General features: G+C 61.9%; 10 protein-coding genes. 5 read left to right on the forward strand and 5 right to left on the reverse strand.

Translation table 11 applies throughout. The features are described from left to right. Positions 1–1,348: 1,348 nt before the first annotated feature. On the forward strand, positions 1,349–2,080 hold the full coding sequence (locus HYG82_RS26315) for a GNAT family N-acetyltransferase (RefSeq protein WP_179260072.1): 732 nt from the start codon (positions 1,349–1,351) through the stop codon (positions 2,078–2,080). A 103-nt stretch (positions 2,081–2,183) separates the two neighbouring features. Here the strand turns inward: HYG82_RS26315 and HYG82_RS26320 are convergent, their stop codons facing one another. After that, positions 2,184–2,456, reverse strand: a complete 273-nt coding sequence (locus tag HYG82_RS26320) for a hypothetical protein (protein WP_179260073.1) — start codon at positions 2,454–2,456, stop codon at positions 2,184–2,186. 82 nt (positions 2,457–2,538) lie between these two features. Between HYG82_RS26320 and HYG82_RS26325 the strand changes: the two genes are divergently transcribed. Both HYG82_RS26325 and HYG82_RS26330 read left to right on the forward strand, forming a co-directional pair. Beyond that, positions 2,539–3,717, forward strand: a complete 1,179-nt coding sequence (locus tag HYG82_RS26325; RefSeq protein ID WP_179260074.1) for a redox-regulated ATPase YchF — start codon at positions 2,539–2,541, stop codon at positions 3,715–3,717. Between the two features lie 310 nt (positions 3,718–4,027). Continuing rightward, positions 4,028–4,276, forward strand: coding sequence for a hypothetical protein (locus HYG82_RS26330; protein ID WP_179260075.1), 249 nt, complete (start codon positions 4,028–4,030; stop codon positions 4,274–4,276). A gap of 172 nt (positions 4,277–4,448) precedes the next feature. Here HYG82_RS26330 and HYG82_RS26335 read toward each other — a convergent pair whose 3' ends face one another. Continuing rightward, on the reverse strand, positions 4,449–5,309 hold the full coding sequence (locus HYG82_RS26335) for a UbiA family prenyltransferase (protein ID WP_179260076.1): 861 nt from the start codon (positions 5,307–5,309) through the stop codon (positions 4,449–4,451). A gap of 109 nt (positions 5,310–5,418) precedes the next feature. Here HYG82_RS26335 and HYG82_RS26340 point away from each other — a divergent pair, with 109 nt between their 5' ends. Then, positions 5,419–7,107 carry a thiamine pyrophosphate-binding protein gene (locus HYG82_RS26340; protein ID WP_179260077.1) on the forward strand — a complete coding sequence of 563 codons (1,689 nt, stop codon included), beginning with the start codon at positions 5,419–5,421 and terminating at the stop codon, positions 7,105–7,107. 106 nt (positions 7,108–7,213) lie between these two features. Here the strand turns inward: HYG82_RS26340 and HYG82_RS26345 are convergent, their stop codons facing one another. The 3 genes from HYG82_RS26345 to HYG82_RS26355 all read right to left on the reverse strand — a co-directional run bounded on the left by HYG82_RS26345 (position 7,214) and on the right by HYG82_RS26355 (position 11,331). Further along, on the reverse strand, positions 7,214–8,761 hold the full coding sequence (locus HYG82_RS26345) for a TrkH family potassium uptake protein (RefSeq protein ID WP_179260078.1): 1,548 nt from the start codon (positions 8,759–8,761) through the stop codon (positions 7,214–7,216). A gap of 126 nt (positions 8,762–8,887) precedes the next feature. Continuing rightward, positions 8,888–9,754 carry a hypothetical protein gene (locus HYG82_RS26350; RefSeq protein WP_179260079.1) on the reverse strand — a complete coding sequence of 289 codons (867 nt, stop codon included), beginning with the start codon at positions 9,752–9,754 and terminating at the stop codon, positions 8,888–8,890. Between the two features lie 149 nt (positions 9,755–9,903). Then, entirely contained in the window at positions 9,904–11,331 is a 1,428-nt protein-coding gene (locus HYG82_RS26355; protein WP_179260080.1) for an FAD-binding oxidoreductase, read from the reverse strand. 237 nt (positions 11,332–11,568) lie between these two features. Here HYG82_RS26355 and HYG82_RS26360 point away from each other — a divergent pair, with 237 nt between their 5' ends. Beyond that, on the forward strand, positions 11,569–12,576 hold the full coding sequence (locus tag HYG82_RS26360) for a TIGR04024 family LLM class F420-dependent oxidoreductase (protein ID WP_179260081.1): 1,008 nt from the start codon (positions 11,569–11,571) through the stop codon (positions 12,574–12,576). Positions 12,577–12,602: the final 26 nt, after the last annotated feature.

A 12,602-nucleotide genomic window follows, 5' to 3' on the forward strand; every position in this document is an offset into this window, starting at 1 on the left:
CGATCCGGGAGCCCATCTCGCGCAATCGGGACGATGAACTGGCGATGGAAGGATAGCAGGGTGTACAGGTTGTCGCCTTAAGGTGCCAGACGAGGACGCCACCAGTGGAACTTCGAGCAGTGATTCGCGGCGCCACTGTCTGCCTACTGGATGTCGTTTGTCCCGACCCCAGATGGCCATTCTATGGCGTCGACGACCGTTCGATATAGTAGTCGTTGAAACGATTACGCACCGCTTGCACCGCTGGGCCAGCGAACCCTCGCTGGCAGCGAATTCAGAGGCGGGGCGCTCATTGACGACCAATGAATACTACCGGAATGGCCTCGAGGAGGAACTCACCGCCAGCGATGCCGGAGATGCACCGGTGCTGAAAGGCGAAGCCAGCCGTGGAGTAGAGTAGACGAGAGCACCGACGCTCCTGTCGTCGAAAGCTACGTCGAGAGAATTGGCGCTATTCTCGGTCGTGAAACAGTACTCGCCGTCGCGCAGTTCGCGACGAGCCACTCTATTGAGGCCCCTTCGATGGCAACTAATGGCCATTCCGCGGTATTCGTTTCGGGCCGGCCACCTCGAGCAGTTGGCCGCTGTGGGCGTTCGCTATCTCGTACCTCACCGACGAAATCCGATCGCTGTCGGTTCTGCTCTCGTCGTCGGTATCGCTACTGCTGTTGGGGCTGTCGCCTGGCCCTGAAAACGAACCCCGACTTCGACGGCTCGCGTCCACTCCGCGAGCCACTTCTACCGCTCCCTGTCGGGACTGACGAGAAGTGAACGGTCACCGACAACCCCGGATAACCGCCTCTAACGTCGCGATGGCCAACAATCGAAGCGGCAGTCGGGTCGTTCACTACCCACGCAGTCGGTGATGATCCGGACCATACGCCGGTCCGTACTCGTTCGATCGGCAGGTCGGTCACCGACAATTGCAGGGTGTGACCCCCGGCTTCGTCCGGCGTCAGCTCCAGGAGGCAGCACTGTGATTCGCCATCGAATCGTGTCAGCGCTGAATCGACGACCCCGCACACCGATCACCAGCGATCAGCTCTGATATCTCTCTACGTTTCAATGAGAGATAGAGAAACTACTTTATATTACAACAGTTTATACGAATGTAGCTTTCGGAAATTGCCATGCGATTTGGCGCTTGATTAGAAACGCGTAGTCGCTTGACGTTGGCCTCGACTGGAGACGAAACGGCGAAACGATCTCAGACGATGAATCGGTGTTCGAGTCAAATTCGACAGTTCGTGACGGGACGAACACCATCCTCGGGTTTGCATCACGCCCGATGGTTCCGAGTTGGCTTCACCCGGCAAGGATTAAGTAATGGTAGGTGGTACCGAATGTCATGGTAGTGACTGATACGCTCGAATTCGGACACGAAGATCGTAAACAGATTTACGAGTACGTCGAACGTCACGGGACGGTCGACGCCGAGGAAACCCAGGAGCGACTCGGGCTCGATCCCGGCGGGTTTCGCCACCACGTCGCAATTCTCAAGCGCGACGGACGACTCGAGCAGAAAGACAGGACTCTCAGAGTGACGATCGATGGAGGTGCCGAAGAAGAGTACGTTTCCGAGGACCTCGAGTTTCACATCCGACCGGCCCGCCAGGAGGACCTCACGGGGATCGTCGGTGCGATCCGGCAGGTGGCCGAAGAAAAGACCTACATCGAAGCCGAGAGCGTCGCCGACGAAATCGATCACGAGAACGCCCTGCTACGACACAATGAACTCGAGTCGCGAATGTTCTTCGTCGCGACGGTCGAAGACGAAGTAATCGGCTGGGTTCATCTCTACGCGCCGGAACTGGAGAAACTGAGCCACACCGCCGAACTCACGGTCGGCGTCCTGGAAGAGTACCGGGGTCATGGCGTCGGGTCACATCTCCTTTCACGAGGACTCGAGTGGGCTGGATCGAACGGCTACGAGAAGGTCTATCAGAGCGTGCCCTCGACCAACGAGGAGGCGATCGCCTTCCTCGAGGCGCACGACTGGGATACCGAAGCGATTCGGCGTGACCACTACAAGCTCGAAGGCCACTACGTCGACGAAGTGATGATGGCAGTCGAACTGTGATCTGGCGCGGTGACCGTAGTCGGAAACATCGCCGTCTCGGACGCGGCGACTCGCCTCGACAAACGAGGCGGCGAGTTTCCCCGTCCACCTTTCGTACCTGATTTCATAGCGTCAGCGACGAAACGCTCATCTGTTCAGCACCTTCCGCCGCGGTCGATTCGCGAGGCCGATCGACGCACCCGCACGATGAACCCTCTCGAGCGTCGCGAACGGTCCCTCTCGGGCGTCGCGAACTGTCCCTCTCGAGCGTCGCGAACGGTCGATCGGTCAGATCGTACTCGAGTTCGAGTACCGCATTTCGGTTACTGGATGCGTCGATCGAAGACCGCCAATTCGGCGACGGGTTCGCGGTTGCGAGCAGCGAGAGTGCACTCATCGACGTACCCCACGTCCCGCATGAGACGACCGTGGTCAGTCGAATCGAAAGACAATTCCTGCGGACGGGGCTACGGACGCGTATGCTTTCCATTGCACTTGCCGGGAAGCCAAACGCCGGCAAGTCCACGTTTTACACGGCGGCGACGATGGCAGAGGTGGACGTCGCCAACTATCCGTTTACCACGATCGACGCTAACAGGGGGGTGAGTTACGTCCGGACAGAGTGTCCGTGCCTCGAGCGAGACGAACGGTGCAACGCCGACAACTGCGAAGACGGCAAGCGCTACGTTCCGATCGAACTCCTCGACGTCGCGGGGCTGGTCCCGGGTGCCCACGAGGGGAAGGGGCTCGGCAACCAGTTTCTGGACGAGCTGACGAACGCGGACGTGATCGTCAACGTGGTCGACGCCTCGGGCGGGACCAACGAAAAGGGCGAACCCGTCGATGTCGGCGACCACGACCCGCTTGCCGACATCGACTTCATCGAAGAAGAAATGGACCTCTGGCTTGCGGGTATCGTCGAGCGCAATTGGGAATCCGTCGAGCGCAAGTCCCGCTCTCCCGATTTCGACATCGACGACGTGCTTGCGGACATGCTCTCGGGCTTCGGTGCCTCCCCGAAACAGATCGCGACCGTTCTCCGCGATCTGGACTACCCCGACGATCCGATCCAGTGGGAGGACGAACACCGCGAGGCGCTCGCTCGAGACGTTCGCCAGCGAACCAAGCCGATCGTCGTTGCGGCGAACAAGATCGACGTAGCGCCCGAGGAAAACGTCGACCGCCTGCTTGAACTGGACAAACCCGTCATCCCGACCACGGCCGAGGGCGAACTCGCACTCCGCCGGGCCGCCGACAATGGGCTCGTCGAGTACGACCCCGGTGACGAAACGATCGACATCGGCGAGGGCGTCTCCGACGCACAGCGCGAAGCCCTCGAGGGGCTCGCGGAGACGATGGCCGAGTGGGGCGGAACCGGCGTCCAAGCGGCGTTCGATTACGCCGTCTACGACCTGCTCGACCACCTCACCGCCTATCCGGTCGAAGACGCCTCGAAGTGGTCCGACGGCAGCGGGAACGTCCTGCCGGACGCCTTCTTGCTGCCGCGCGGATCGACCCCGGTCGACCTCGCGTACACCGTCCACTCCGACATCGGGGACGGCTACCTCCACGCAGTAAACGCGAAGACGAATCGAGAGATCAGCGAGGAATACGAACTCGAGGAAGGTGACGTAATAAAGATCGTGAGCACTGCTTGAGTTCCGATCTGGGGGAAAACCCTCTCTCCGGTTCGGAAAACAGGGAACACTCCCGGACCCGTTTCCGGGCGACGATGTTTTGCGCTCGTGGCACTGTCCACTCCATGCAACGCCACGGCAGTTCGGCGTAGCCCTCCGCAACGGAGACCGTACCGACCGCCGTTGGCGGCGATAGCGTAGAACGATGTTTCCCGACGCGTTCAGTTGGCTCGTGGCCCGCGAACGGCTAATCGGTTCTCTGTCGCAGAGTATCAAAAAGATGGGAGGGTAGAGATGCGCTTTTCGCTGGTGGCGATGTATACTCCATACGATGCCACGCCACATTCGATTCCCACAGACCAAACGCGATCGAACGGTGAAGGCACAACTGGTTGCGCTCAACGAACGCCTCGAGGCGATGGAGCAGCGCCACTGCCTGTTACGACGGACGGTCGAAGCGCTCGGGCGGGAAAACGGAGTCTCGGTAGGATCGCCGTGCAGCCACTGTGAGAAGAGCTACATGTTAATCAAAAACGGGCATATGTACTGCCCTCACTGCGGACACAGACGCACGATGTAGCGCCGAATTACCGGCACGGGCGAAGTCGGGGTCCGCGTACACAGTAATATATTGGGAGTCACTCGACCCAGTGTCCGGGAGCGCGCGGGTCGAATGCGGCGGTCGTAGAGAAACGTATTCGACTTCCGTGGGGTGTTGCTACGTTGGTACCTGTCGGCCATCGCCGGTCGACTCAGACCAACCCACCAATCGGATCGAAGCGGACCGCGGCAACGAGGACGGCGAGAAAGACGTACGAGCCGCGGATGAGCAACATGGTCGCGAGTTCGGGATCGGCACGCCGCGCGACGAGAGCCACGGCAGCGAATGCGAACGCCGCGAGGATGGCCGTCAGAGGGAACACCCGAGCGAGGGCGAACCCGACGACGGCGACTAACGCCACGATCATCAGGCCGTAGGCGACTCCGATCGCCCGGTCGGGTCCGACCGCCACCGCAACGGTCCGCTTCTCGATGGACCGGTCGTACGCGTAGTCCTGGGCGTCGTCGATCACCTTGACCCCAGAGAGAAGCGTAAGGAAGACCACGGCGAACGCGATCGAAACGGGAGTGAGCGTTTTCGCTTGCACGTAGAAGCCACCGAGAATAGCGAGCGCGATCCCGAGGGGATAGCCGGTCGTAGCTGTCACAGGGTTCGTGTCGAGCTGTGGCGCGTGATGGTACGCGATCAGCCACGTCGGGATGACCAGCGCGACCGCGATTCCATTGACGAGTACACCGAGGACGACACAGCACAGGGCGAACGCCGTCGTCGAGACGACGAGTGCAACCCGACATCCGGTCGCAGTCAGCGGGTGATCGTCGTCCTCGCCGCGGACGTGAAAATCAACGTAGCCGTCTTTGACGTGGGCCGTGTAGACCGCCGCGAACATCGCGACGAGGTGGACCGCCGCGAGTAGCGGGTCGACGTTCGCAGCGAGGATCGCACCGAACAGCGATGCGGCCAACGGTGGCGTCATGAAGACGGGATGAACCTGCGACCAGAACGCTATAGCCGTCCCGCGAAATCCGGTCCCATTCCTCACGAGGGCCATACCGGCCCGACAACGAACTGATGTATAATACCCAACCCGGATTCGTAACCTGTCGAATCGAGTAACCGAAATACACAGTTTGATGTGAAATGCCGTGCGACGAGGCTGCATGACGGATAGCCACACGGGTGCAGATCTCTTCACTGACGCTCTCGAGTCCTACGGCGTCGACTACGTCTTCGGAAACCCGGGGACGACCGAACTGCCGATCATGGACGCGATCAGTCGAAGTGATCTCGAGTACAGGCTCGCACTCCACGAGGACATCGCGGTCGGGATGGCCTCGGGCTACGCCCAGCGGCGACGGTACCACGCCCACCACGACGACTCGATTATGCCGGTAGGAGTGGCGAACCTGCACATCGCTCCCGGGCTGGCTCACGGCCTCGGAAACCTTTACGCGGCCAAGATCGCGGGTGCGCCGCTGGTCGTGACCGCGGGAAATCATAGCACGGACTTTCGCCACGAAGAGCCGATCCTGTCGGGACGGCTCGCCGACATGGCACGGGAGTTCTGCAAGTGGTCCGACGAAGTGCTGGACGTGTCGGCGCTACCGACGATGCTCCGGCGGGCGTTCCGCGTCGCGATAACGCCACCAACCGGACCCGTCTTCCTCGGCCTTCCGCTCGATGTGACGATGGCGGAAACCGACGCCGAACCGGAACGTCTCGGGGCGATTCCAAACGCCGGCGGCGGCGACCCCACACAACTCGACCGCGCCGCCGATCTGCTGGCCGACGCCGAACGTCCGGTGATGGTCGTCGGCGATCACATCGCCCGATCCGGTGCCGACGCCGTCGCCGCGGCCGTCGATCTGGCGGAGGCGACGGGCGCTCGCGTCCACGGCGAGATCCTTTCCAGCGAGGTGGACTTTCCCCCGGACCACGACCAGTGGGTCTCCTACTTGCCGGTGAGCGAAACACTCGCCTCGATGCTGATGGACACGGATACGCTCCTCTTCGCCGGGTGTTCGACGAATACGACGCTGACGCGCCACGAGGAGCCGCTGGTAGATTCGGACGCGACCTGCATCCACGTCAGCGACGACGCCTGGCAGGTCGGCAAGAACCAACCGGCCGACGCGGCCGTGATCGGCGATCCTGGACTCGTCCTTCAGGGACTTACCGAACGCGTCCGAAAGCGCCTCTCGGAAGACGTCGTCGCGGATCGGCTCGAAGACGTTGCCGCGACCAAGGAGATGGTCGAGTCGGAGATGGCCGGCTACGGCGAAGGCGACGGGGACGATCCGCGGGCCTCGAAGGCGCAGTTGGTCGATACGATGGAACGAGTCGCGGGAGACGCGGCGATCGTCGACGAGGGCGTCACCTCGAAGTTCGCCATGCTGATCCGTTGGGATCTCGCACCGGAACAGTACACGTCGAACAAAGGCGGCGGCCTCGGCTACGGGCTCCCGGCATCGGTCGGCGCTGCCGTCGCTGAAAACCAGCGAGACGATCCACGGAACGTGGTCGGCTTTATCGGCGACGGATCCTACCAGTACTACCCGCACTCTATCTACAGCGCCGCCCGTTACGATCTCGATCTGACGGTCGTCATCTCGGACAACCGTAACTACCGTATTCTAAAGAACAACACGCTCCACCTCATGGGCGGCGAGGAAGACGATTACGACTTCGTCGGCATGGACTTCGAGCCGTCGGTCGACCTCGTGAAAAACGCCGAAAGCCACGGCTCGCGCGCCCAGCTCGTCGAAACGCCGGACGAAATCGAATCCGCGCTTTCGGCCGCACTCGCTCGCGACGGTCCCGACGTCCTCGACGTGCTGGTCCACGACTGAGTACACGATCATCGTTTCGAACGGGTGATGTATTGGTCGTCAGGTATTGTCACGGGAACGATCGTCCGGGACCGTCGCGTAACACGACTGCGAGTTGCCCGTGTCGCTACGATCGCCAGTATGTAGGCGTCAGGATAACCAGTACGGAGAGGATTTCGAGCCGCCCGATCCACATGAGGAAGATCATGTACAGCTTCGCGGCGTCGGAGAACGGTTCGTAGCTGTTCATCGGTCCGACAACGCCGACGCCCGGGCCGACGTTGCCGAGCGTGGCGATGACGGCGCTTGCCGCCTCGAGCGCCGATAACGAGAGGCCGGGCGTTCGATGGGCGTCGACGAGGAGCACGACGGTCGAAATCACGAATAGCGTCAGAAATACCGCCACGAAGACGAAGATACCGAGAATTGTCTCCTCGTCTATGACATCGCCGGTGGTTCCCATTCGGACCGGGCGGACTGCTTCTGGGTGAACGAGCCTGAAGAGTTCGCGCCGCATCGACTTCTGGATCACGTACCAGCGGATGATTTTGATCGAACCGGCCGCAGACCCCGCTGACCCGCCGAGAAACATCGTAAACAGGAGAATTACCTGCGTCGTGTCGCTCCACGCGTTGAAGTCCATACTGGCGTACCCGGTCGTCGTGACGATGGCGATGATCTGGAAGAACCCGTGTCGCAGCGATCGTTCTACGCTGCCCGGAATCGTCGAGACGCTCTCCGGAACCGTCGCGAGCCCGACGCCGAGAAACAACAGCGTGGAAATGAGTCCACCGATGACACCCATCACCAGGATGTACGAGCGGAATTCGGCGTTTTCCGTCAACCGCTCGGGACGGCCGCGCCAGGCGTACCAGTAGAGCGCGAAGTTCGTCCCAGCCACGATCATAAAGAGCATGACCGCCCACTGGACGATCGGTTCGAAGGCTTCGACGCTGCGCCCCTCCGGCGAGAACCCGCCGGTCGGCAGCGACGTAAGCCCGTGGGCGACGGCGTTGTACGCAGTCATGTTCGGAGCCAACCCGGCGAGATGGAGGCCGTAGTAGACGACCACGGCGGCGAGAGTGAACCAGGCGTAAATCAGCCACAGCGCCCGCGCAGTCTCCCTGATCCGCGGGGTCAGTTTCTCGACTTTGATCCCCGGTGCTTCCTGTCGGATGATCTGTGTCCCGCCGACTGAGAGCTCCGAGAGAATCGCAACCATGAGAACGAGAATCCCCATCCCGCCGAGCCACTGGGTCAGCTGACGCCACATCATGATCGACCGCGAGTGAGTCTCGACGGAGATACTGCCCATGACCGTCGCTCCGGTCGTCGTGAATCCGCTCATACTCTCGAAAAACGCATTGACGGGATCCGCGACCGTCCCCGTTCCTGCGACGAGATACGGAACGGTTCCGACGAAGGGGACGACGAACCACGTCAGCGCGACGAGCAGAAACGCCTCGCGATGATCGAGTCGCGGCTCCGCCTCGAGGCGCTCGAGGCCGACCCCCACCACGACAGTGACGACCAACGTGACTAGAAACGGGACCGGACTCTCTCGGTAGTAGAGCGCGATTCCGGTTGGAAAGAAGAGCGTGAGCGAGAGATATTTCAGCACCGTGCCGAGAAAGCTGCAACTGGACCGGACATCAACGTGAAGCCTGCGTATCATTGTGGAATCGTCGTCGAACCGCCCTCGCTCGACCGCTGCCGAACGGTATCTACTTCCGACAGAGTTGGAGTGTCGTAATAAAAACTGTGACCAAATCGATCCACCAGGTCACGCCTCCTGATCGTGCTATGACAGGAACTGTCGGTGATGTTCGCCCATCGCAGCTCGCGCGGTCCGCGAGAACGCGGGGACGTAATCCATAGCGAAGTAAGACCACGATTCGTCGACGGGATCGGCATAGGTGTCCAGGCCGTCCGTTTCGGTCGCGAACTTGTGATCTCGGGGAGTGTTCCGACTTTCCCGGGCCGAATAGCCCGTTGCCATCGGCGTGATCCCGTGGCGTGCGAACCAGCCGCCTGGAACTGGGTGATCCTGTGCGCCGCAGCTGTGTGCGCGCAGGCCCGGGGAAGGATCTCCTTCGGTCGCGTCGGCCGGGTAGTACGGGATGTCAGCCCAGCCCAGTACCGCGTGTCCACACTCGTGGGCCGCAAAGTTGCGCACTAGCCCGTGGGGCATCCCCACGGGCAACCCGAACAGTCCGACGAGTTCGGTGTTGACGTAGCCATATGCACCCGGTTCGGCGTACGTACGACCATCATTGCCGGCGTACGCGCGCATCGCACCCGCGGTCGCTGCTCCGTCTTCGAGGACGAACAGCGACACCGTTTCGGGCCTTCGATCGGATCGGAGGGCGTCGTCGTCTTCGATCGCGTCGAGTGTTTCAGCGTACGACGCGGAAATATCGAAGTCGGCGACAGTCTCGGTCTCCGTTCGGACGGTAACCGTCCCCGGTGTCGAATCCGTCCACGTCTCGGCGAAGAGTTCCACGCCGTCGATGACGTAGCGAAGCGCGTCGTCAGTCGGCCGGACCGAGCCGTGACGGATCACCTCGACCGTGAGGTCACCGGAACCGCCGCCGGCCGAGCCAACGGTGGAACCGGCAACGGTGCCGGCGGCGGCACACGAACACACGAGAAACTTCCGCCGTTGCATTAGGACCGCTCATTCGTCGAAATTGGCATAAACGTTGTTGCCGATCCGGACCCGGTAGTCCCGAGTACCCGCAGGGACGAGCACAACGGCCGATACGGTCTCGAACGCACGGATGACGCGATACGGCGAATCGGGACCGTCGATCGGAATCAGCACTCTGGGCCCCGAATACGCCCGCCCTCAGACGTTTCGGGGAAAATCTTCCCGGGGTTGAGCGTATCGGTCGGGTCGAGCGCTCGCTTGATGACCCGCATTGTTTCGACCGCGGCGGCTCCGTGTTCCGGCTCGAGATATTTCTGTTTTCCGTCCCCGATACCGTGTTCGCCAGTTGCGGTCCCGCCGAACTCCATCGCCAGTTCGACGACCGAGCGGTAGAGGTGCTCGCCGCGCTCGAGTTCGTCGGCGTCGTCGGGATCGACGAGAACGCTGTAGTGTAAATTCCCGTCGCCGGCGTGACCGAAACAGGGAACGAGCAGGTCGGCCTCGTCGGCCAGCCGTTTCACCTCCCGGACGACGTCGGGGTAGGCACTGATCGGAACCGTCACGTCGCCCGGGCGAAGCGATTCGAGGTCGGGGTCGTAGTTCGAGACGGCGTACGCAAGTTCCCGACGGGCCTGCCAGAGCGCTTCCATCTCAGCGTCGTCGTCGCTCATCTCGAACCGGTCGACGGCGTGATCTGCGAAGATCGTCCGGCAGAGATCGATTTCCGTCTCGATGCCGTGATTGGCGTGGAATTCGAGAAAGACCATCGGCGCATCGGGCAGGTCACTGCCCAGGTAGTCGTTGGCCATCGTCGCGCTCAGACCGTCGACGAGTTCGATGCGGGCGACGTCCACATCGGTCCGGACCGCGTCGAAGACGGCTTCGGCGGCCTCATCGAGCGTCTCGAAGATTGCCCGCCCGCCGCGGATCTGCTGGGGTCGGCCCGCAAGCGCTAGCGTCGCCTCGGTGACGACGGCGAGGGTCCCCTCGCTACCGACGATGAGATCGGTCAGGTTGTACCCGCTCGACGTCTTTATCGCCCGCGAGCCCGTCTCGATGATGGTACCATCGGCGAGAACTGCCTCGAGTCCGAGGACCCAGTCGGCGATCTCGCCGTAGCGAACGGTTTTCATACCGCTTGCATCCGTCGCGATCATACCGCCGACCGTCGAGATGTTACCCGACGATGGAAGCGGCGGAAAGAACAGGCCATCGTTTGCGACGTATTCGTCGACTGTGGAGCCGATGATCCCCGGCCCGACGTCGATCTGGAAGTCGTCGGGACGATAGTCGACGACGTCGTCCATTCGCGTCAGATCGAGGCTGATCCCTCCGTAGGCCGGAACGGCGTTTCCCTCGAGTCCCGTCCCGGCGGCGTACGGCGTTACGGGGACGCCGGCATCGGTCGCGGCGGCGAGTACGTTCGAAACGTCTTCGGTGCACTCGGGCCAGACCACGGCATCCGGAAGGACCCCACTGCCGCCGTTGCGTTCGGTCCCGTAGTCGGTCGCATGCGATTCTCTCGGCTCGGGTGAAAACGAGAGCTGATCGTCCGCGAGAGGGCAGTCCTCGAGAAACGAACAGTCATGTGTCATACGGCCACGTTGGCCACGGGAACTATCAACGTTTTCCACTGACTCGGCTCGTGCTGACGCCCGAATATCCCGACGAGCTTGGATCGTCCACGGCGCGATTCCCGGATCGAGTGAGCAATCGCACTTCTGCGTGCAATCAGTGAGCGGAAACGTTACAGATTTATGTGATTGCGTACCGCGTTGCATGGTGATGAGGCTTCGACACGCATCTCGAACGCCGGCGCGGAGGGACGAACTGTGAACGCCGAACTTGACCTGCTGGTGAGTCTCGGCGACTACGACCGGCCCCAGGAGGTCGCCGACCGTGCCGTTCAGGCTGAGGAACTCGGTTTCGATCGAATCACGGTCGGCGAGACGACCGGATGGGATATCGTTCCGCCGCTGACGTTAGCTGCCGACCGAACCGACGAACTCGGAATCTCGACCAACGTCATCTCACCGTATAGTCGAACGCCCGCGATGCTCGCCCAGACCGCGCTCACGCTTCAGGCCGCCGCCGACGGCCGCTACCGGTTCGGAATCGGACCGAGTTCGCCGGCGATCACGGAGCGGTGGCACGGGATGGAATTCGACCGGCCCCTGCGCCGAACCCGAGAAACGATCGAAATAATGCGGAGAGTCTACGACGAGGGCAATCCAGCGTACGAGGGCGACGTCTTCGATGTTCCGGGGCTCGGGTACGAACGTGGACCAACCGAAAATCCCCCACCGATCGACCTCGGCACCCTTGGACCCAAAGCCACCGAGATGGCCGGCCGCTTCGGCGACGGGTGGGCCCCACAGATGTTCACCGCCGACGGCCTGCGGGATCGACTCGAGGATTTAGAACGCGGTGTCGAACTCGCGGACAAGGACCGTTCGGACCTGCGAGTGGCACCGATCGTCCGCGTAATTGCGGGAGAAGACCGCCAAGAAGTGCGCCAAAAGGCCCGAGGAGCGATCGCGTTCATGCTCGGAGCCTACGGTCCTTACTACGGCAACTCGGTCGCCGAACAGGGATATCCGGACGTCGTCTCGGAAATCCGTGCGGCCTGGCAAGATCGGAATACTGACGCGATGGCGGCGGCATTACCCGACGAGGTTCTCGACGAGTTGGCGGCTGCAGGTACGCCCGACGAGGTCCGCGAGTGGATCGAAGCATACGGCGAAATCGACGGCGTCGATGCCGTACAGATCGGTTTCATCAATGGAATATCCGAAGACGAAAAACACACGACGATGGAAACGGTCGCTGACCTCGGCTGAGGGTCGACGCGACGTCCCGCAATGGG

It is taken from the genome of Natrinema halophilum, assembly GCF_013402815.2.
Lineage (GTDB): Archaea > Halobacteriota > Halobacteria > Halobacteriales > Natrialbaceae > Natrinema > Natrinema halophilum.